Here is a 21,667-nt window from a genome sequence, read left to right as displayed (position 1 = left end):
GATTAATCCCCGTTACAAGAGTGGCGGGCATTATCCGGCGGTGCTGGCGCGCCTGGGCTGAATAATGGTTAAAGCTGTTTTACGGCGGGCTAATCATATTCATCGCACCAATAAATACACCTGATGGCACCGGCCTGCACCTGACGCCTGAACAGCAGAAACGGCTGCTTTTTGCCTGAACACGCTATCTGAAACGCTACGGCGCGCCAAAAACGTCTGCGTAAAAGATTCTCTGCCGCACCAGGCGAGATGTCATTGCCCATGAAAAAATAACCCATTGAAACTAAAAGCAAATCAGTCAGATGCTGTTAAAAAATAGCGAAGCGCCGCACGTTTTTGAATTTACAGAGGATTTTATGGACAAAGTGGCGATAAATAAAAATTTATCGCTAATTGAAAGCAATAAGCCAGCCATATACTCTATCATCAGCGCAAAATGCAAGGTATATCGCCAGCATAGCCTTCACCTTCCCGTTTTCCCTGTTGATGAGCCAGGAGCTTAATTCGATGTTTTCTCCGCATTCTCGCCTGCGTCACGCCGTAGCGGACACGTTTGCCATGGTAGTGTATTGCTCCGTCGTGGGGATGATGATTGAAATATTCGTCTCAGGAATGAGCTTCGAGCAATCGCTCTCGTCACGTCTGGTAGCGATACCGGTCAATATGGTGATTGCCTGGCCGTATGGCCTTTACCGCGACGCCGTAATGCGCTTTGCCGGGCGCGTGGGTAAAGGCCGCCTGGTGAAAAATCTGGCAGATGTTATCGCCTACATTACCTTTCAGTCGCCGGTGTACGCCGCCATCCTGCTGTTTGTGGGCGCGGATATCCCGCAGATTATCACCGCGGTAAGCTCCAATATTGTGGTGTCGATGATGATGGGGGCGGCTTACGGGTATTTCCTCGATTATTGCCGCCGTCTGTTCCGGGTAAGCCCCGCCGCGCCGGTCAGCGCGCAGGCCTGAGAAGGGACGGTTTACTGCGGTTCGCCAAATAAGCCGTTCAGATAACGCTCCAGTGCCATGCGGGAGCTGAATCCCAGCGGAATGCCGTAATGCTCCTGCGCGTCGCCGCCAAGCCACAGCGGAAACTGCTGGTAGTGATCGCAGGTTTTCATTTCTGAAGCCGGGTCTGCCAGCGACTGGCTGCGCTCCCTGAGCGTGGGGTGGATGACCAGCGCCGTGCGCCCCATCCGCGCTTCACGATTCACATAGACATAATTCTCGCCGCGACGATAACCATAAGTTTTTGGCGTCACCACATCCATGGTAAACCCGGCTTTCTCCAGTACGCGCGCCACCTCATCGGGTCGTAAATACATAAATTTTCCTCATCTGCTTCAGCTGCGGGGAAACCTTACCTTAGGAGAAATAGCAGGGCTTTCGGAAAAGTCCAGAAACGCCCTCTGACGGCCCCATGCGCCGAAGCGGCTCACATTTTGTTCTATACTGCTATTAAGTAAACACAAAAGGGAGAGCGCTATGTTTAACCGAAATACCCGTAGTGATGTGAACGCTGGTGTGGATGAGATCAACCAGGACATCAGCCGCCTTGCCGATACGCTGGAAGGCGTCCTCAAATCCTGGGGCAGCGATGCCAAAGGCGAAGCGGACGTGGCGCGCCGTAAAGCGGAATCGCTGCTGCGCGAAACCCGCGCACGTATGCATGGCAGAAGCCAGGTTTCTCAGGCGGCCCGCGACGCGGTCAGCTGCGCCAGCACGTTTGTACGTGAGCGCCCGCTGAGCAGCCTGGGTATTGGCGCGGCAGTCGGGATTTTCCTCGGCGCGCTGCTGATTACCCGCCGCTAATCTCTGAAGCACGGTTCAATGCCTCTTCCCCGGCCTCGCCGGGGAACGATATCTCTGCAAGTCTCCTTTCTTACCCTTTTTGCTGACAAAAAACTTTTTTTACCGCTGCTACGCGGCCTGCCTGCGTCTGCACGCTCATTGTGCTCCCGTTGCCAGAAACCCTATATATTGCGCAGTTGAAAGTTATCATAACTACATCTAGTATCTTTCTTATCAGACAACCCCAATCAACACGGCTTCGCGGTGGTGATTTTAACCTATTGATGAGAATACGAATCATGCGCATAACTATTTACACAAGAAATGATTGCGTCCAGTGTCACGCCACTAAACGCGCGCTGGAAAGCCGCGGGATCGCGTTTGACACCATCAATCTCGACGAACAGCCGGAAGCCATCGACACACTGCGCGCCCAGGGTTTTCGCCAGTTGCCGGTGGTGATGGCCGATTCCCTGAGCTGGAGCGGTTTTCGCCCGGACATGATTAACCGCCTGCGCGCAGACTCCCTTGCGGCGAACGCATGAGCGCCCTGATTTACTTCTCCAGCCGCTCGGAAAATACCCACCGTTTTATTGCGCGGCTGGGGCTGCCGGCGGCGCGAATTCCGCTGGAGGATCGCGAGCGGCTGCGGGCAGACGAGCCTTACATCCTGGTGGTGCCGACCTACGGCGGCGGCGGCACCGCCGGTGCCGTCCCGCGCCAGGTGATTCGGTTTCTTAATGATGAACACAACCGCGCGCTGCTGCGCGGGGTGATCGCCGCAGGCAACCGTAATTTCGGCGAAGGGTTTTGCCGCGCAGGCGACATCATCGCCCACAAATGCCAGGTGCCGTTTCTCTATCGCTTCGAGCTGATGGGCACCGGGCAAGACATCGATAACGTACGTAAGGGAGTGAGCGAATTTTGGCAACGACAACATTAACCGGCGACGCCGTGCGGCAAACGCCGCCGGACTATCACGCGCTGAACGCGATGCTCAACCTTTACGACGCCGACGGACGTATCCAGTTTGAGAAAGACCGCGAGGCGGTGGCGGCGTTTATGACCGCGCATGTGGCGCCACGCTCGGTGACGTTTCCCGACACCCACGCGCGTCTGGCGTATCTCGTAAGCGAAGGCTATTACGATGAGAATGTGTTCAAACGCTACGACGCCAGCTTCGTTGCCGGGCTGTTTGATGAGGCGCACCGCTACGGTTTTATGTTTAAAACGTTTCTCGGCGCATGGAAGTTTTACACCAGCTACACGCTGAAAACCTTTGATGGCAAGCGCTATCTGGAGCACTTCCCGGATCGCGCCTGCATGGTGGCGCTGACGCTCGCCTGCGGCGATGAAACGCTGGCGCGCCACATCCTTAATGAAATATTAAGCGGCCGCTTCCAGCCCGCCACGCCCACCTTCCTGAACTGCGGGAAAAAGCAGCGCGGCGAACTGGTCTCCTGCTTCCTGCTGCGCATTGAAGATAATATGGAGTCTATCGGGCGCGCGGTAAACGCCGCGCTCCAGCTCTCCAAACGCGGCGGCGGCGTGGCGTTTTCGCTCTCGAATTTGCGTGAAGCGGGCGCGCCGATTAAGCGCATCGAAAACCAGTCCTCCGGCGTTATCCCAGTGATGAAAATGCTGGAAGACGCCTTTTCGTACGCCAACCAGCTCGGCGCGCGCCAGGGCGCGGGGGCCGTCTATCTGAACGCGCACCACCCCGATATTCTGCGTTTTCTGGATACCAAACGCGAAAACGCCGATGAGAAGATCCGCATCAAAACGCTCTCGCTCGGCGTGGTGATCCCCGATATCACCTTTGAGCTGGCGAAAGCCAACGCGCAGATGGCGCTGTTCTCGCCCTATGACGTGGAGCGTATTTACGGCAAGCCGTTCGGCGACATCAGCGTCAGCGAGATGTACACACAGCTGGTGGAGGATGAACGCGTTCGCAAGCGCTATATCAGCGCCCGCGAGCTGTTCCAGCGCCTGGCGGAGATTCAGTTTGAATCCGGCTATCCGTACATCATGTTTGAGGATACGGTGAACCGCGCCAACCCGATTGCCGGGCGCATTAACATGAGCAACCTGTGCTCAGAGATTTTGCAGGTTAACAGCGCCTCGACGTTTGATGAAAACCTCAATTACGCGACCACAGGCCACGATATTTCCTGCAATCTCGGCTCGCTGAATATCGCGCATACCATGGATTCGCCCGATTTCGGCCGGACAGTGGAAGTGGCGGTACGCGCGCTGACGGCGGTGTCTGACATGAGCCATATCCGCAGCGTGCCGTCGATTGAAGCGGGTAACGCCGCCTCCCACGCCATCGGGCTTGGGCAGATGAACCTGCACGGCTATCTGGCGCGCGAAGGCATCGCTTATGGCTCTCCGGAAGGGCTCGATTTCACTAATCTCTATTTTTATACCGTCACCTGGCATGCGCTGAACACATCCATGAAACTGGCGCGCGAGCGCGGCGAACGTTTTGAAGGGTTTGAAGCCTCCCGTTACGCCAGCGGCGAGTACTTTGACAAATACCTCTTGCAGACATGGACGCCGCGTACCGCGCGGGTCGCTGAACTGTTTGCGCGCGCAGGCATTACGCTTCCGACGCCTGAGATGTGGCGTGCGCTTCGCGACGACGTGATGCGCCACGGGCTCTATAACCGCAACCTCCAGGCGGTGCCGCCGACCGGCTCTATCTCGTATATCAACCATGCGACGTCGAGCATTCACCCGATCGTCTCGAAAATCGAAATCCGCAAGGAAGGCAAAATCGGCCGCGTCTACTACCCCGCGCCGTTTATGACTAACGAGAATCTGTCGCTCTACCAGGATGCCTATGAAATCGGCCCGGAGAAAATCATCGATACCTACGCCGAGGCGACGCGCCATGTGGATCAGGGGCTGTCGCTGACGCTCTTTTTCCCGGATACCGCCACCACGCGCGATATCAACAAAGCGCAGATTTACGCCTGGAAGAAAGGCATCAAGACACTCTATTACATTCGACTGCGCCAGCTGGCGCTGGAAGGCACCGAAATTGAGGGCTGCGTCTCCTGCGCCCTGTGAGGAAACACCATGATCCGTTTAAGCCGTATTAGCGCCATTAACTGGAACAAGCTTCAGGACGAGAAAGATCTGGAGGTGTGGAACCGGCTCACCAGTAACTTCTGGCTGCCGGAAAAAGTGCCGCTCTCAAACGATATTCCGGCCTGGCAGACCTTAACGCCCGGCGAGCAGCAGCTGACCATCCGCGTTTTTACCGGGCTGACGCTACTCGACACCATTCAGAACGCGGTGGGCGCGCCCGCGCTGATGGCCGACGCGCTGACGCCGCACGAAGAAGCGGTGCTCTCAAACGTCAGCTTTATGGAGGCGGTACACGCGCGCTCGTACAGCTCGATTTTCTCCACGCTCTGCCAGACGCCGGACGTGGACGCCGCCTACGCCTGGAGTGAAGAGAACGCGCCGCTGCAACGCAAAGCGCAAATTATCCTTGCGCACTATCGCGATGACGATCCGCTGAAGAAGAAAATCGCGAGCGTATTTCTGGAATCTTTCCTGTTCTACTCCGGCTTTTATCTGCCGATGTACTGGTCGAGCCGCGGCAAGCTCACCAATACCGCCGATCTGATTCGTCTTATCATTCGCGACGAGGCGGTGCATGGGTATTACATCGGTTACAAATATCAGCAGGCGCTGGCGCAGGTGGACGACGCGCGGCGCGAATCGCTCAAAACCTTCGCGCTGGATCTGATGATGGAGCTTTACGATAACGAGCTTGCGTACACCGAGGCGCTCTACCGTGACGTCGGCTGGGTGGACGATGTCAGCGCGTTCCTGTGTTACAACGCCAACAAAGCGCTGATGAATCTCGGTTACGAGGCGCTGTTCCCGCCGGAAATGACGCAGGTGAACCCGTCGATTCTGGCCGCCCTCTCCCCCGGCACCGATGAAAACCACGACTTTTTCTCCGGCTCTGGCTCGTCTTATGTCATGGGCAAAGCGGTGGAAACCGAAGACGAAGACTGGGATTTTTAATTCGCCGCCTGGCGTAAATAATCGCGAAAAACGCCACAGAATAATTTGCTGCAAAATTGTAAAATCCGCACAAATATCGCTGTAGCCTCCTGAGCTGCTATTTCCTCTTATCAACGGGTGAATCACACCGATTCACCCGTCATTTCGCTGCGTACAGCAAAAAATATCACTTCCCATTCATTGCCGCTCAGCCCAGCTATCGCGGGAAATAATCGCCATTCGACAACACAATTTGCCCCGGACTGCGGAAATTGAGGGTTGTCTCAGAGTCTGAGTATGCTAGGGTATGCCCCGGTAACTATTTCCTGCAGGAATCATCTTAACGGCAAAATATAACAGGACTCACGCTATTGCATGGCAATTAAATTAGAAATTAAGAATCTATATAAAATATTTGGAGAGCACCCACAGCGGGCCTTTAAATATATTGAACAAGGGCTTTCGAAAGCCGAAATACTGGAAAAAACAGGGCTATCTGTCGGCGTAAAAGACGCCACTCTGGCCATTGAAGAAGGCGAGATATTTGTGATCATGGGGTTATCCGGCTCGGGTAAATCCACTATGGTTCGCCTTCTCAATCGCCTGATTGAACCCACCCGCGGCCAGGTGCTGATTGACGGCGAGGATATCGCCAGAATATCTGACGCCGCGCTGCGCGAGGTGCGCAAGAAAAAGATAGCGATGGTATTCCAGTCATTTGCGCTAATGCCGCATATGACGGTTTTAAATAATACCGCCTTCGGCATGGAATTAGCCGGCGTGCCGCTGAAAGAGCGTCAGGAAAAAGCGCTCGACGCCCTGCGTCAGGTCGGGCTTGAGAATTACGCCCACGCGTATCCCGACGAACTTTCAGGCGGAATGCGCCAGCGCGTCGGGCTTGCGCGCGCGCTGGCCATTAACCCTGACATCCTGTTAATGGATGAAGCCTTCTCGGCGCTCGATCCGTTAATTCGCAGCGAAATGCAGGATGAATTAATTAAGCTTCAGTCGCGCCACCAGCGCACCATCGTGTTTATTTCCCACGATCTGGATGAAGCCATGCGAATTGGCGATCGCATCGCGATTATGCAAAACGGCGAAGTAGTGCAGGTCGGCACGCCGGATGAAATTCTCAATAATCCGGCGAACGATTATGTGCGCACGTTTTTCCGCGGGGTCGATATCAGCCAGGTCTTTAGCGCGAAAGATATCGCGCGCCGAAGCCCGGCGGGCCTGTTGCGTAAAACGCCAGGCTTCGGCCCGCGCTCGGCCATCAAGCTGTTGCAGGATGAAGACCGCGAATTTGGCTACGTGGTCGAGCGCGGCAACCGCTTTGTCGGCACCGTGTCTGTCGATTCCCTGAAAGCGGCGCTGGCGGCAGGCCAGGGGCTGGACAGCGCGTTGCTGGAGACGCCCGCGGCGGTGAGCGCCGACACGCCGTTAAGCGAACTGCTCTCACCGGTTGGGCTTGCGCCGTGTGCCGTCCCGGTCGTCGGCGACGAGCAACAGTATGTGGGCGTTATCTCAAAAGGGGTATTGCTGAAAGCTTTAGATCGCGAGGGGGCCACCAATGACTGATCAGACGCAAAATCCGTGGGATACCGGCAGCGCTGACGCCGCCGCAAACAGCGCCAGCAGCGCAGACGCCTGGGGCAGCCCGACGCCTGCGCCGGAGAGCGGCTCCACCGACTGGCTGAACAGCGCGCCCGCGCCTGCGCCCGAGCATTTCAACATTATGGACCCGTTCCATAACACGCTGATCCCGCTTGACCGCTGGGTGACGGAAGGCATCGACTGGGTGGTGACGCACTTCCGCCCGCTGTTCCAGGGCATTCGCGTGCCGGTGGATTACATTCTGAACGCCTTCCAGCAGTTGCTGCTGGGGATGCCCGCCCCTGTCGCGATTATCCTTTTCGCGCTGATCGCCTGGCAGATTTCCGGCGCGGGTATGGGTGTTGCGACCCTGGTATCGCTGATCCTCATCGGGGCAATCGGCGCCTGGTCGCAGGCGATGGTGACGCTGGCGCTGGTGCTGACCGCGCTGTTGTTCTGCGTCGTGATTGGCCTGCCGCTTGGGATCTGGCTGGCGAGAAGCCCGCGCGCGGCGAAAATTATTCGCCCGCTGCTGGATGCGATGCAAACCACGCCCGCGTTTGTTTATCTGGTGCCGATCGTGATGCTGTTTGGCATCGGCAACGTGCCGGGCGTGGTGGTGACGATTATCTTCGCCCTGCCGCCGGTGGTGCGCCTGACGATCCTCGGGATTAACCAGGTACCGGAAGATCTTATTGAAGCGGCGCGCTCGTTTGGCTCCAGCCCGCGCCAGATGTTGTTCAAAGTACAGTTGCCGCTGGCCATGCCCACCATTATGGCGGGGATTAACCAGACGCTGATGCTGGCGCTCTCTATGGTCGTGATCGCCTCGATGATCGCCGTCGGCGGGCTCGGTCAGATGGTACTGCGCGGTATTGGCCGCCTCGACATGGGGCTTGCCACGGTCGGCGGCGTGGGGATTGTGATTCTCGCCATTATTCTCGACCGTCTGACGCAGGCCGTGGGCCGCGACGCCCGCAGCCGCGGCAACCGTCGCTGGTATGCCAGCGGCCCGCTTGGTTTTATCACCCGTCCATTCATCAAATAAAGCGCCGGCGGCGCAGGCCGCCCGCTTTCCCTCATCTGAATAAAAGGAATAACGATGCGACATTCTGTTCTTTTCGCCACAGCCTTTGCCACACTCGTTACCACCAGCACCTTTGCCGCCGACCTGCCCGGTAAAGGCATTACCGTCCAGCCGGTGCAGAGCACGATCTCTGAAGAGAGTTTTCAGACGCGGTTAGTAAGCCGCGCGCTGGAAAAGCTCGGCTATACCGTGAATAAAACCAGCGAAGTGGATTACAACGTCGGCTACACCTCGATCGCCTCCGGCGACGCCACCTTTACCGCCGTAAACTGGCAGCCGCTGCATGACGATATGTACGCGGCTGCGGGCGGCGACAAGAAGTTTTACCGTGAAGGCACCTATGTGACGGGCGCGGCGCAGGGGTATCTGATTGACCGTAAAACGGCCGAGAAATATCACATTACCAATATCGCGCAGCTCAAAGATCCGAAGCTCGCGAAGCTGTTTGACAGCAACGGCGACGGCAAAGCGGACATGATGGGCTGTACGCCTGGCTGGGGCTGCGAGGCGGTGATTAACCATCAGAACACGGCGTATGGCCTGCAAAACACCGTGACCGTGAACCACGGCAACTACGCGGCGATGATGGCCGATACCATTGCGCGTTATAAAGAAGGCAAACCGGTGCTCTATTACACCTGGACGCCGTACTGGGTGAGCGATGTGCTGAAGCCGGGTAAAGATGTGGTGTGGCTGCAGGTGCCGTTCTCGTCCCTGCCGGGCGAGCAGAAGGATATCGATACGAAGCTTTCGAACGGCAATAACTTCGGCTTCCCGGTGAATACGATGCACATTGTGGCGAACAAAGCCTGGGCGGAGAAGAACCCGGCGGCGGCGAAGCTGTTCTCGGTGATGAAGTTGCCGATTACCGATATCAACGCCCAGAACGCGATGATGCACAGCGGCAGAGCGAGCGAGGCGGATATCGAGGGCCATGTGGATGGCTGGATCAAAGCCCACCAGCAGCAGTTTGACGGCTGGATCAAGGAGGCGCTGGCCGCGCAGGAGTAAGCGCTTTAACGATTAGAGATAACACCCGTCACCCGGCGGGTGTTTTTTTGTCACGACGTTTTTGGTGTCACGGCGGGTGCGCTGCGCTTACCCGCCCTACGAATGGAATCGCTTCTTCCGGGCGGGTGTCTTGTTTTAACGGCGGGTGCGCTGCACTTACCTGCCCTACGAATGGAATCGCTTCTTCCGGGCGGATGATTTGTTTTAATGGCGAGTGCGCTGCGCTTACCTGCCCTACGAATGGAATCGCTTCTTCCGGGCGGATGATTTGTTTTAATGGCGAGTGCGCTTCGCTTACCTGCCCTACAAATGGAATCGCTTCTTTAATGTAGGGTGGGTAAGCGCAGCGCACCCACCGCCCAAAACGCACAAACCGACACGTAACAAATCCCCAACATTCTGGCGCTACGATGTGGTTCCGTTATCATAATGGCTTTCGGCAAGCGTTTTCCCGCCTCTTCAAATAACAATACAGACAACTATGACCAAACAGACTCAAGGACTTAGCACATCGCTGACGGTACTGATGTCCGTCGCCACGGGCCTTGTGGTCGCGAGCAACTACTATGCCCAGCCGCTGCTCGACACCATCGCCCACGCCTTCGCCATTACCGCCAACCAGGCGGGCTTTATCGTCACCGCCGCCCAGCTCGGCTACGCCTTCGGGCTGCTGTTCCTGGTGCCGCTTGGCGATATGTTTGAACGCCGCAGCATGATTGTGGTGATGACGCTGCTGGCCGCCGCCGGGATGCTTATCACCGCGAGCAGCCATACGCTCGCGATGATGATCCTCGGCACTGCGCTGACCGGCCTGTTCTCCGTCGTGGCGCAAATCCTGGTGCCGCTCGCCGCCACGCTCGCCGCGCCGGAAAAACGCGGTAAGGTCGTGGGGACTATCATGAGCGGCCTGCTGCTCGGCATTCTGCTGGCGCGTACCGTTTCCGGCGCGCTGGCAAACCTTGGCGGCTGGCGCACCGTCTACTGGGTCGCGACGGTGCTGATGGTCATTATGGCGCTGGCGCTCTGGCGCGGCCTGCCCGCGGTGAAACAGACCAGCACGCTCAATTATCCGCAACTGCTCGGCTCCATCTTCAGCCTGTTTACCCGCGATAAACTGCTGCGCACTCGCGCGCTGCTTGGCTGCCTCACCTTCGCCAACTTCAGCATTCTCTGGACATCGATGGCGTTTTTGCTGGCGGGCGCGCCGTTTCATTTCTCAGACGGCGTGATTGGGCTGTTTGGCCTTGCGGGTGCGGCAGGCGCGCTCGGCGCGCGTCCGGCGGGCGGTCTGGTCGATAAAGGTAAAGCGCACCTCACCACGACCTGGGGCCTGGTTCTGCTGCTGCTGTCATGGATTGCCGTGGCGCTCGGCCAGTTCTCGGTTATCGCCCTCATTATTGGCATTCTGGTGCTCGATCTCACGGTACAGGGCGTGCATATCACCAATCAGAGCGTGATTTACCGCATCCACCCGGACGCGCGTAACCGCCTCACCGCCGGTTATATGACCAGCTATTTCATTGGCGGCGCGGCGGGTTCGCTTATCTCCGCCTCCGCCTGGCAACACGCAGGATGGAACGGCGTCTGCATCGCAGGCGCCATTATCGCCCTACTAAATCTGGTAGTGTGGTGGAGGGGCTATCACCGCCATAGCGGGACAGAGTGAGGCCTGCGTCGCACCTTTGCCGTCCTGAATGCCTGCGAAGGGTGTTAAGGGCGGTAACACTCTGTTAAGGTTATGCGGAGTTATTTATTCGAGTGATTTTAACTTCGGTAATATATCAAAAACGTATATGGATATACCCACACCTTTAAGCCACTCCCTGCCTCTTCGCACCTTTTCGCTGGCAGGGAGCCTGAGTGAAATTTTGCCATCAATTTTCAGCGGCTTGCCCGTGGCTCTTATCACGCGTTTCTGCACAGTACCGCCTGGTTTGACATCATCCGAATCGACTTTTTACATTTCTGTCGCTTATATGAACGACCGCCGGCCCACACCGTTTTTCGCCGATACGCATACCGCGCAGGGGTCGTCGCTTTCATATTCTGCCCGCCTGACCGCAGGCGGCGGGCGCTCCGGGTATGGAATAGCCCGGAAGCTCATGACGGTAACGTAGCCATTAGTGATTCATCTGAATAATAGATTTACATGATTTGTTACCGTCGTTACTATATCGGCTGCAATTAATGAGGTTATACCCAAATGGATAGTTCGTTTACGCCCATTGAACAGATGCTTAAATTTCGCGCCAGTCGCTACGAGGATTTTCCGTACCAGGAAATTCTCCTGACTCGCCTGTGCATGCACATGCAGGGCAAGCTGCTGGAAAACCGCAATAAGATGCTGAAGGCTCAGGGGATTAACGAGACATTGTTTATGGCGTTGCTGACCCTGGAATCCCAGGAGAATCACAGCATTCAGCCGAGCGAGCTGAGCTGCGCACTGGGATCGTCGCGCACCAACGCCACCCGCATTGCCGATGAGCTGGAAAAACGCGGCTGGATCGAGCGCCGTGAAAGCGATAACGATCGCCGCTGCCTGCATCTTCAGCTGACCGAGAAAGGCCAGGAATTTTTACGTCAGGTGTTACCGCCGCAGCATCACTGCCTGCATCTGCTCTGGTCTTCTTTAAACAACCAGGAAAAAGAGCAGCTTGAGCAGATCACCCGCAAATTGCTCGACCGCCTCGACCAGATGGAAGAGGACAATACGCTGCTTGAGGCCGTTCGCTAAGGCGCCGATAAGCGCTCGTTTCGCAAACGTGCCGTTGCAAGGAAACCGCTACACTGACAGGCCAGCATTTGCATGCTGGCCTTTTTGACAACAGAGGTCGGCTATCGCCGACAACAACAATAAGAACGTGGAGATAAACATGAGCGCAAATGCGGAGAACACCACCCCGCAGCAACCGGTCAGTAACAAAAAGGGCAAACGCAAAGGTGCCCTGCTGTTATTAACCTTGCTCTTTGTTGTTATTGCCGTGGCGTATGGCGTTTACTGGTTTTTAGTGGCGCGTCATTTTGAAGAGACCGATGACGCCTACGTGGCCGGGAATCAGGTACAAATCATGGCGCAGGTCTCCGGCAGCGTCACCAAAGTCTGGGTGGAGAACACCGACTTTGTGAAAAAAGGCGACGTGCTGGTGACGCTCGATCCGACCGACGCCCAGCAGGCGTTTGAGAAAGCGAAAACGGAACTGGCCTCAAGCGTACGTCAGACCCGCCAGCTGATGATTAACAGCAAGCAGTACGCCGCGAATATTGAGGTTAAGAAAACCGCACTGGCGCAGGCGCAGAGCGACTTAAACCGCCGCGTGCCGCTCGGCAGCGCAAATTTAATTGGCCGTGAAGAACTCCAGCACGCCCGCGATGCGGTCGCCAGCGCCCAAGCGCAGCTGGATGTCGCTATCCAGCAGTACAACGCCAACCAGGCGATGATCCTCGGCACGAAGCTTGAAGATCAGCCTGCGGTACAACAGGCCGCCACCGAAGTACGCAACGCCTGGCTTGCGCTTGAGCGTACCAAAATCGTCAGCCCGATGACCGGCTATGTGTCACGCCGCTCTGTTCAGGTCGGCGCGCAGATAAGCCCGACGACCCCGCTGATGGCTATCGTACCGTCGAGCGGCCTGTGGGTGGACGCGAACTTTAAAGAAACCCAGCTGGCGCATATGCGCATCGGCCAGCCTGCCACCGTGGTGAGCGATATCTACGGCGATGACGTGGAGTACACCGGTAAAGTGGTCGGCCTCGATATGGGCACCGGCAGCGCCTTCTCCCTGTTGCCTGCGCAGAACGCCACCGGTAACTGGATCAAAGTGGTTCAGCGTCTGCCGGTACGTATCGAGCTTGACGCGAAACAGCTGGAGCAGCATCCGCTGCGCATCGGCCTGTCCACACTGGTGAAAGTTGATACCACCAACCGCGACGGCGGCGTCCTCGCGACCCAGACCCGTTCTGAGCCTGCGTACCAGAGCAACGCTCGCGAAATCGCGCTGGAGCCGGTGAACAAGCTGATTAACGATATCGTGCAGGCGAACGCGGGTTAACCGGCGGAGGTTGTATGCAGCAACGTAAACCGCTTGAAGGGGCGCAACTGGTCGTCATGACCATCGCCCTTTCGCTCGCCACTTTCATGCAGGTGCTGGACTCCACCATCGCGAACGTGGCGATCCCGACCATCGCCGGTAACCTCGGTGCCTCGTTAAGCCAGGGCACCTGGGTCATCACCTCCTTCGGGGTGGCGAACGCTATCTCGATTCCACTGACCGGCTGGCTTGCGAAGCGCGTCGGCGAAGTGAAGCTGTTCGTCTGGTCCACTATCGCGTTTGCGATAGCCTCCTGGGCCTGCGGCGTTTCCAGCAGTCTGAACATGCTGATTTTCTTCCGCGTGATTCAGGGGATCGTGGCCGGGCCGCTGATCCCGCTCTCCCAGAGCCTGCTGCTGAGCAACTATCCGCCCGCCAAACGTTCTGTCGCGCTGGCGCTGTGGTCGATGACGGTCATCGTCGCGCCTATCTGTGGCCCGATTCTCGGCGGCTGGATCAGCGATAACTACCACTGGGGCTGGATCTTCTTTATCAACGTGCCGATCGGCATCGTCGTGGTATTGATGACGCTGCAATCGCTGCGCGGGCGCGAAACCCGCACCGAGCAGCGGCGCATCGACGCCGTGGGGCTGGGGCTGCTGGTGATTGGTATCGGTTGTCTGCAGGTGATGCTTGACCAGGGTAAAGAGCTGGACTGGTTTAACTCAACCGAAATCATCGTTTTGACGGTGGTGGCGGTAGTGGCGCTGAGCTTCCTGATTGTCTGGGAGCTGACCGACGAGCATCCTATTGTCGATCTCTCGCTGTTTAAGTCGCGCAACTTCACCATCGGCTGTCTGAGTATCAGCCTGGCCTATATGCTCTACTTCGGCTCGATTGTGTTGCTGCCACAGTTGTTGCAGGAGGTCTACGGCTATACCGCGACCTGGGCGGGGCTCGCGTCGGCACCGGTCGGGATAATCCCGGTGATTCTCTCGCCGATTATCGGACGCTTCGCGCACCGGCTGGATATGCGTCGCCTGGTGACATTCAGCTTTATTATGTATGCGGTGTGCTTCTACTGGCGCGCGTATACCTTCGAGCCGGGAATGGATTTCGGGGCCTCGGCATGGCCGCAGTTTATTCAGGGCTTCGCGGTGGCGTGCTTCTTTATGCCGCTGACGACCATTACCCTCTCCGGCCTGCCGCCGGAGCGGCTGGCGGCGGCATCGAGCCTGTCGAACTTCTTACGAACGCTGGCAGGCTCTATCGGCACCTCGATAACCACGACGCTGTGGACCAACCGGGAATCGATGCACCACGCGCAGCTGACCGAATCGGTGACGCCGTTTAACCCCAACGCGCAGGAGATGTACAACCAGCTCCAGGGCATGGGGATGACGCAGCAGCAGGCGTCCGGGTATATCGCGCAGCAGATTACCAACCAGGGGCTGATTATCTCCGCCAACGAGATTTTCTGGGCGTCTGCGGGCGTGTTCCTGGTGCTGCTCGGGCTTATCTGGTTCGCGAGACCCCCTTTCGGGGCGGGCGGTGGCGGCGGTGGCGCTCACTGACGCAGCCGGCAAAAAGGCCCGCACTGGCGGGCCTTTTTTATTCCCCCGGTTTATTCTTTCGCCGGAGGAAGACGCAGTTGCGCTTTGAGGCGCTCCAGCGGCAATGGCCGGCACATCAGGTAGCCCTGGGTTTCATCACACTGATACATTTTAAGCTGCGCCAGTTGCTCCGGCGTCTCCACGCCCTCCACGGTAATACTGAGAGAGAACGCTTTGCCAAGCCCGATAATGTTCTCCACGATGCTGTTGGCGTTATCCGAATGCGGCATGCCCACCACAAAAGATTTATCAAGCTTAATACCGTCGAACGGGAAGGTACGCAGGTAACTCAACGACGAATACCCGGTGCCAAAGTCATCGATAAGCAGCCTTACGCCGAGCGCTTTCAGGCCGTTCATCAGTTCCAGACTCTGCTCAGGGTGGGCGAGCGTGACGTTCTCAGTGACTTCAAGCTCCAGCCTCTGCGGTGAAAGCCCGGTCGCGTTCAGCGCCTCCTGTACCCGCTCCACCAGCCCTGGCGTGCGGAACTCGACCGCCGAAATATTCACGGAAATCGCAAGGCCCGGCATGTCACGCTGCGCGTCGCGGCAGGCGGCGTTCAGCACCCAGTCGCTGATGGCGATAATCAACCCCGTCTCTTCCGCGAGCGGAATAAACTGATCCGGCATCAGCAGGCCGAGCGTCGGATGATGCCAGCGCAGCAGCGCTTCAACGGCCACCACTTTTTCAGCGTTGACGTCATAGCGCGGCTGATAGACCAGCTGGAACTGCTGCTCGCGGATCGCCTCGCGCAGGCTGTTTTCCATTTCGCGACGCTGGACAATCTGTTCGGCCATATCGGCGTTATAAAACACCCAGCCGTTGCGCCCGCTGCTTTTCGCTTTATAGAGCGCGATGTCTGAGAAGCGCAGCAGATCGGTCGCGTTTACGGCGTCCTGCGGCGCGAGCGCGATCCCCATACTGGCACCAATGAGAATTTCATGATCCTGAACGCTGAACGGCCGGTTGATCTCGCCAAGAATACGTTCGCAAAGCTGCTCCAGCGCCTCTTTGCGTTCGATATCGGGGATAATCAGGATAAATTCATCGCCGCCCTGGCGCGCCACCAGATCGAAATCGCGCAGGCAGGCGCGCAGCCGCTCGGAGACCTGATGCAGCAGTTCGTCGCCGACGCCGTGGCCGAAGAGATCGTTAACCGGTTTAAACTTATCGAGATCGAGACTAATCATCGCCAGAGGATGTTCACGCGTCGGACGCGACTGAAGCTTGCCTTCCAGAAACTCTTTCATGCGTACCCGGTTAGGCAGGCCGGTCAGTTCGTCATGCAGCGAGAGGTACTGCACGCGCGCCTGCGCTTCGACTTCAAGCGTGACGTCGGTCGCGGTGCCGCGAAAGCTTAGCCCGCCCTCCGGTGTGGCGATGGGTTTCGCCACCAGATTGCAGTAGCGCTGGTGCCCCTGCGCCGACAGATAGCGGCAATGGGTCATGGTGCGATGGCCGCCGTGCCCCGGCTGGTGGAACCACGCGTCCAGCGTCGCCCTGTCCTCCTGAATAAATTCCGTGACGCGCCGCCCCAGCCAGTCGGCGATGCGATAGCCGGTAATGACCGGAAAACGTTCGGAAAGCCAGGTGAAGCGCAGCTCGTCGTCCGTTTCCCAGATCCAGTCAGTGGTGGCTTCTGCGACATCACGAAAACGCCGTTCGCTGGCAGCCAGCGCGAGCCGGTTCTGCTCCAGCAAAAAGGCGTTTTCATCATTGAGCCGCGCTTTATTGAGCGCGTTACGCATGGAAATACCTGCGACCAGCCCCGTAAAACACATCAGGAAAATCAGCAGCGGCAGGATAACGACGATAAAATCGTGCCCCGGATCTTCGCTGCGCCAGACCATCGTGACGTTGCCGTTGCCAAGCGGCAGGCTCAGCGTCACCTCACGGTAGCCAGGTGATACTTCGCCGGGTTTACGCACATGCAGATCCTCAATGCCGTACTCATGGCCCATCTGCGCGAGCTCCGCGCCACTCAGCACATCGATGAAAATCAGCAGCGACGGCGTGCCGGGTTCAGCGGCAACATTTTTGTCCCCGCCGCTGCGTATCCAGGCGGCACCTACCAGCGCGGGTTTGCCATGATATTCCATCGGCGTGATGACGGAGGCACCGTCGGAGGCGTCCAGCGCGGTGCGCAGGCTGCTCAACATGGGAGCGCCAGTCCAGTGTTCCACCTTCTGGTGACTGAATTTGCCATTCACGACGCTGTAGCGGGTCAGATCGCCGCCATCAACGACAAAAACGCCGTCATAGCCGAACATGTCATAGAGCGATGCGCCCAGATTTCCGCGGTCCCACGCCCAGGTCACGTTGACCGACTGATGCAAATTCAGGTAAGCCTCGCCCCAGTCAGAGTAGTCATTAAGCGTGGTTTTTATCGTATCCTGACGATTTTGCAGAGCCTTTAAAAGCAGATGGCGGCTTTGCGCATCGGTGCGCTCGTTAATATTGTTCGCGATGTGCAAAAGAGAAAGCATCGCTATCAGGAAAAACAGCCCCAGCAGTGCCCCCATAAAAAGTAACGTTCGCCGGATAAAACGTGTGGTATTTCCCGTCTCGTTACCGGATAAGTCAGAAACGCCGCGTCTGAATAAACCCCTCATTCCTCGATCCCAGTCTGCGATAGCCTTGATAATAGTATGACGGCCGTGAAAAGATCTGCGCAGCGCGCGATATTATTATTCACGGTGTTACCCCTGAACGCATGACGCTGACGATATGCAAGACCGGACGCGGCCCGCCACGCATCTGCAAAGCTGTTCAGGCTATTCGTTAAGGGGTTAATGATTTAAACCAATATGTTATTTCACGGCGATATTTTAAGGCTTACAAAAAATTTGTTTTAAGTCGTCTGGATGGCGTCTGGCGGCGCAAAATATAACCGTAGCGGCAATCATATAATAAAAAAGGAGCCTTTAAGGCTCCCTTGTCATTATTTATTTTCAGGACTTACAGGTGCAGTTCCTGTAATTTTTCTTTCGGCAGCGCCAGCTCATCATTGCTGTTAACGCCCACGCCGCGCTCGATAATGTGGCGGGCGATTTCCTGCGCCTCTTCCAGTGAGTGCATCTCATAAGTGCCGCACTGGTAGACGTTCAGCTCAGGGATCTGGTTCTGCTCTTTGACTTTTAACACGTCCTGCATCGCCGCTTTCCAGGCGTCAGCCACGCGCTGCTCGTCAGGCTGGCCGATGAGGCTCATGTAGAAACCGGTGCGGCAGCCCATCGGGGAGATATCGATAATCTCCACGCCGTTGCCGTTCAGGTGATCGCGCATGAAACCGGCAAACAGGTGCTCCAGCGTGTGAATCCCTTTTTCCGGCATCACTTCTTTGTTCGGCGCGCAAAAACGCAGGTCAAACACGGTGATAGTGTCGCCGTGCGGCGTGTTCATGGTCTTCGCCACGCGTACCGCAGGCGCTTCCATACGGGTATGGTCAACAGTGAAGCTATCAAGCAATGGCATCTGATCACCTCCGAGTAGTGATTTTTTGAAATTTAACTGAACTTATGTTCGCGGGCCGGGTCTGACTCTATGAAAGACGCGCATTTGTTATCATCATCACTGAGTTCAGAGATGACAATTTGGCCACAGCGATGTGGCCTTTTTCTTTTGTGTCACGCCTGCTTCGCCAGCCATTCATCAAACGGCTCGGTATCCGCGGCTTCAATCTCACGCTGGCGCGCCAGCGACGCCGCCTGCTCCTGACGGAAATCCTCTTCATTCAGGGCCTGTAACGGCTCTTCACGCAGCATGTTGCGGTAGTTATCCGCCAGCATCCGTCCGGTGCCGCCAATCCCGTTTTCAATCATTGAGCGCAGGATACGCGCAGAATAAGTGAGTTCCGGATCGTCAAAGCAGGCTACCAGACGGTCGCATACCTGCTGGTACTCCTGCCCGCCATGAATGCCGTCGAGCGTTTGCGCCACGCGACGTAAATCGCGGAACAGATCTTTGCCCACTTTCTCTAGCGGGAACTGCGCCGTTTCGCAGCCGATGCCGAGCGTCAGCCCCGGCTTGCGGCCTTCCAGAATCACGCGGTTCCAGTTGGCGCGGGTACACAGCAGCTCGTCGCTGCTCATCTCCGGCGCATCCGCCAGCGCGCACCAGACCATAAAGAGATCGAGGAAACGCACCTGGTTTTCATCGACGCCAATCGGCGAGAACGGGTTGATATCGAGCGAACGCACTTCGATGTATTCAATACCGCCGCGCAGCAGCGCATCGGACGGCGATTCGCCATCACGCGTGACGCGCTTCGGACGGATCGGCGCATAGAGCTCATTTTCAATCTGCAAAATGTTGGTGTTGATTTGCAGATAGTCGCCGTCTTTCTTCAGCCCCAGCTTCGCGTACTCTTCCGACGGGGTTTTGATGGCGCGCTTCAATCCTGCCACATAACTGTGCAGATCGTTAAACGTAATCCCGAGATTGCTTTGCGATTTATTGGTATAGCCCAGATCGCTTAAACGCAGCGACGTCGCGTAAGGCAGGTAATACATGCCGCAGTCGGTTTTCTCAAACGGCAGTTTCGTCGGCTTGCCCTGCAGGAAAGAGGAGCAAATCGCCGGTGACGCGCCAAACAGATACGGGATCACCCAGCCAAAACGGTAGTAGTTGCGGATGAGCCGGAAATATCCCGCCGAAATCGCCTCTTTGCCGCTCTCAGCATCTTCCACCTGACACTTCGCCTGCCAGAACGCCAGCGGCAGCGAGAAGTTATAGTGCACGCCGGAAATCGTCTGCATCAGCGCGCCATAGCGGTTTTTCAGGCCTGAGCGATAGAGCGTTTTAAAACGGCCAATATTCGAGGTGCCGTATTGCGCCAGCTCAATATCCTGCCCCTCTTTGATATAGCAGGGCATGCTGAGCGGCCACATGCGCTCGTCGCCGAGCGCTCTGGCGGTGTGGCGATGAATATCGCGCATGACCGTCAGCATGTGATCGATATCGCCATCTACCGGCGTGATAAATTCCAGAAGGGCTTCGGCAAAGTCCGTTGTGATCCACTTATGGGTTAACGCGGAGCCCAGGCTTTCCGGATGCCCCGTGGTCGCCAGCTCGCCTTCGGGCGTGACGCGCAGCGTTTCGCGCTCAAGCCCACGGCGAATGCCTTTCAATGCCTCAGGATGCTCGGTTAGCCAGGCCAGCGCCTGTGATACGTCCGGGATCAAATTGACCTCCCGCCTGTCGTGTCGAAAATATTTTTATTAAGCATAATTGTAATGGTAAAGGTTGACGATGAAAGGTCGCTCAAACAATCCAATTAGTGCCACCACGTCATACCCTGTAAAGTCGCTGCCGCGATAATGATGTAGCGCAGCGCCTTGCCAAGGCACAGAAAAAAAATCACCGGCCCCCAGGGAAGACGCAGCCACCCTGCCAGCAGGCATAATAAATCACCGACTAAAGGCAGCCAGCTTAACAGCAGTGCCGGCGCGCCGAATCGTTGCAGCCAGCCCTGCGCGCGCTCCTGCCAGCGCGATGACTCGCGCAGCGGAAACAGCCGCCCAAGAATAACGTTAGTTAACCCCCCAAGGCTATTACCTATTGTTGCGGTTAATACCAAAAGCCAGGGGGCAGTTTTAACGCTCACCAGCAACGCCACCAGTACCGCTTCGGAACTGCCCGGCAGCAGCGTGGCGCTCAGAAAACTGCTGGTGAAGAGCGAGAGGAGCGACAGCGCGTCGCTCACAGCAAACGCACGTCCACGGCATCCATCCCCGCGAGACGCGCCGCTTCGAGACCGAAATCCGCGTCTTCAAACACGACGCATTTTTCAGGCGCGACGCCCATGAGCGTGGCACAGCGCAGGAACGTATCGGGAGCGGGTTTGTGATGCTGTACATGGTCGGCGGCAACCACCGCGGTGAAGTAGTGACGAAGGCCGAGATGCGCCAGCAGCGCTTCCGCCATCGCGCTTTCGCTGCCGGTACCGACAGCCATAGGACGACGGCCGTGCCACGCCTTAACGACGTCAATCAGCGGCAACGGACGCACCGTATCCAGCAGCATCGCCTGCACTGCCGCCGTTTTTTCACGCGCCAGCGCATGCGGGCAGAGATCGGCCTGATTCAGTTCAATGACCGCCTGGGCGATACGCCAGGTGGGCGAACCATTCAGCGCAACCATCGCCTGTTCGTCAAACTGCATGCCGTAGCGGCCCAGGACGTCGCGCCAGGCTTTCCGGTGCGTCGGCTCGGTATCAAGGATGGTGCCATCCATGTCAAAAATCAGCCCGTCGTAACGCTCGTACATCATGTCCTCATCACCTGACCGCCAGGACTGTTACTTTAGCCTAAACCGTTAATGTTGTCGCTGTTAAGGCTTAGGGGCGGTGGCGATAGCTTAAAGAATCAAACTGATAAGAGTGATTTCAGGGAAAGTGTAAAAAGGGATTGGAGGCGTAGCGAGATATCTTTGGTCAGAGAGAGGGGATATTCAGGGGGAAGTAATGGTGCATCCGGGAGGATTATTCGGCTTCGCCTCACCCTGACGGGCCGCTGCGAGAGCAG

The 21,667-nt window shown here is 57.1% G+C and carries 20 protein-coding genes; 14 read left to right on the top strand and 6 right to left on the bottom strand.

Annotation, left to right across the window (positions count from 1 at the left end; translation table 11 throughout):
- The first annotated feature begins 302 nt into the window (after window positions 1-302).
- Window positions 303-503, top strand: coding sequence for a hypothetical protein (locus AFK66_RS21020; protein WP_007777604.1), 201 nt, complete (start codon window positions 303-305; stop codon window positions 501-503).
- Window positions 504-507: 4 nt separating this feature from the next.
- A complete protein-coding gene (locus tag AFK66_RS03750; RefSeq protein WP_007777607.1) occupies window positions 508-963 on the top strand; it encodes an L-alanine exporter AlaE in 456 nt (151 codons plus the stop codon).
- An 11-nt stretch (window positions 964-974) separates the two neighbouring features.
- Here the strand turns inward: AFK66_RS03750 and AFK66_RS03745 are convergent, their stop codons facing one another.
- On the bottom strand, window positions 975-1,319 hold the full coding sequence (locus tag AFK66_RS03745) for a DUF2002 family protein (RefSeq protein WP_004386457.1): 345 nt from the start codon (window positions 1,317-1,319) through the stop codon (window positions 975-977).
- A 160-nt stretch (window positions 1,320-1,479) separates the two neighbouring features.
- On the opposite strand from AFK66_RS03745, the gene AFK66_RS03740 reads away from it, so the two are divergent.
- The 12 genes from AFK66_RS03740 to emrB all read left to right on the top strand — a co-directional run bounded on the left by AFK66_RS03740 (window position 1,480) and on the right by emrB (window position 15,104).
- On the top strand, window positions 1,480-1,806 hold the full coding sequence (locus tag AFK66_RS03740; protein WP_004386456.1) for a DUF883 family protein: 327 nt from the start codon (window positions 1,480-1,482) through the stop codon (window positions 1,804-1,806).
- Between the two features lie 278 nt (window positions 1,807-2,084).
- A complete protein-coding gene (nrdH, locus tag AFK66_RS03735) occupies window positions 2,085-2,330 on the top strand; it encodes a glutaredoxin-like protein NrdH (protein WP_007777609.1) in 246 nt (81 codons plus the stop codon).
- Window positions 2,327-2,728 (top strand): class Ib ribonucleoside-diphosphate reductase assembly flavoprotein NrdI, encoded by a 402-nt coding sequence (gene nrdI / locus AFK66_RS03730; RefSeq protein ID WP_023898108.1) that lies wholly within the window; start codon window positions 2,327-2,329, stop codon window positions 2,726-2,728. The genes nrdH and nrdI overlap by 4 nt, the downstream gene beginning before the upstream one ends.
- Before the next feature lie 50 nt (window positions 2,729-2,778).
- Entirely contained in the window at window positions 2,779-4,860 is a 2,082-nt protein-coding gene (nrdE, locus tag AFK66_RS03725; protein WP_369832608.1) for a class 1b ribonucleoside-diphosphate reductase subunit alpha, read from the top strand.
- A gap of 12 nt (window positions 4,861-4,872) precedes the next feature.
- Window positions 4,873-5,832 carry a class 1b ribonucleoside-diphosphate reductase subunit beta gene (gene nrdF, locus AFK66_RS03720; RefSeq protein WP_032968994.1) on the top strand — a complete coding sequence of 320 codons (960 nt, stop codon included), beginning with the start codon at window positions 4,873-4,875 and terminating at the stop codon, window positions 5,830-5,832.
- 354 nt (window positions 5,833-6,186) lie between these two features.
- A complete protein-coding gene (gene proV / locus AFK66_RS03715) occupies window positions 6,187-7,389 on the top strand; it encodes a glycine betaine/L-proline ABC transporter ATP-binding protein ProV (RefSeq protein WP_023898106.1) in 1,203 nt (400 codons plus the stop codon).
- On the top strand, window positions 7,382-8,452 hold the full coding sequence (proW, locus tag AFK66_RS03710) for a glycine betaine/L-proline ABC transporter permease ProW (protein ID WP_007777624.1): 1,071 nt from the start codon (window positions 7,382-7,384) through the stop codon (window positions 8,450-8,452). Before proV ends, proW begins: the two co-directional genes overlap by 8 nt.
- A 54-nt stretch (window positions 8,453-8,506) precedes the next feature.
- The gene (gene proX / locus AFK66_RS03705) at window positions 8,507-9,502 is read left to right on the top strand and encodes a glycine betaine/L-proline ABC transporter substrate-binding protein ProX (protein ID WP_007777626.1); all 996 of its coding nucleotides are present in this window, start codon (window positions 8,507-8,509) and stop codon (window positions 9,500-9,502) included.
- Between the two features lie 481 nt (window positions 9,503-9,983).
- Entirely contained in the window at window positions 9,984-11,168 is a 1,185-nt protein-coding gene (locus AFK66_RS03700; RefSeq protein ID WP_023898104.1) for an MFS transporter, read from the top strand.
- A 537-nt stretch (window positions 11,169-11,705) separates the two neighbouring features.
- Window positions 11,706-12,236: a transcriptional repressor MprA gene (gene mprA / locus AFK66_RS03695; RefSeq protein ID WP_007777630.1), complete on the top strand. Its 531-nt coding sequence runs from the start codon at window positions 11,706-11,708 to the stop codon at window positions 12,234-12,236.
- A 139-nt stretch (window positions 12,237-12,375) separates the two neighbouring features.
- Window positions 12,376-13,551: a multidrug efflux MFS transporter periplasmic adaptor subunit EmrA gene (gene emrA / locus AFK66_RS03690; protein ID WP_004386445.1), complete on the top strand. Its 1,176-nt coding sequence runs from the start codon at window positions 12,376-12,378 to the stop codon at window positions 13,549-13,551.
- A 14-nt stretch (window positions 13,552-13,565) separates the two neighbouring features.
- Entirely contained in the window at window positions 13,566-15,104 is a 1,539-nt protein-coding gene (emrB, locus tag AFK66_RS03685) for a multidrug efflux MFS transporter permease subunit EmrB (protein ID WP_023898101.1), read from the top strand.
- 50 nt (window positions 15,105-15,154) lie between these two features.
- Here emrB and AFK66_RS03680 read toward each other — a convergent pair whose 3' ends face one another.
- From AFK66_RS03680 to yqaB, 5 genes are all read right to left on the bottom strand, one after another.
- Window positions 15,155-17,665: a bifunctional diguanylate cyclase/phosphodiesterase gene (locus AFK66_RS03680; protein ID WP_007777635.1), complete on the bottom strand. Its 2,511-nt coding sequence runs from the start codon at window positions 17,663-17,665 to the stop codon at window positions 15,155-15,157.
- Between the two features lie 436 nt (window positions 17,666-18,101).
- Entirely contained in the window at window positions 18,102-18,617 is a 516-nt protein-coding gene (gene luxS, locus AFK66_RS03675) for an S-ribosylhomocysteine lyase (protein ID WP_007701138.1), read from the bottom strand.
- Between the two features lie 152 nt (window positions 18,618-18,769).
- Window positions 18,770-20,326 (bottom strand): glutamate--cysteine ligase, encoded by a 1,557-nt coding sequence (gene gshA, locus AFK66_RS03670; protein WP_023898100.1) that lies wholly within the window; start codon window positions 20,324-20,326, stop codon window positions 18,770-18,772.
- Between the two features lie 92 nt (window positions 20,327-20,418).
- Window positions 20,419-20,847 (bottom strand): YqaA family protein, encoded by a 429-nt coding sequence (locus AFK66_RS03665; RefSeq protein WP_007777638.1) that lies wholly within the window; start codon window positions 20,845-20,847, stop codon window positions 20,419-20,421.
- On the bottom strand, window positions 20,844-21,410 hold the full coding sequence (gene yqaB, locus AFK66_RS03660; protein ID WP_004386439.1) for a fructose-1-phosphate/6-phosphogluconate phosphatase: 567 nt from the start codon (window positions 21,408-21,410) through the stop codon (window positions 20,844-20,846). Before yqaB ends, AFK66_RS03665 begins: the two co-directional genes overlap by 4 nt.
- Between the last annotated feature and the right edge of the window lie 257 nt (window positions 21,411-21,667).

The sequence above is a fragment of the Cronobacter malonaticus LMG 23826 genome, from assembly GCF_001277215.2.
GTDB lineage: Bacteria > Pseudomonadota > Gammaproteobacteria > Enterobacterales > Enterobacteriaceae > Cronobacter > Cronobacter malonaticus.
The sequence above is the reverse complement of the archived record's forward strand: the minus strand, read 5'-3'. Positions and strand labels throughout refer to the sequence as shown.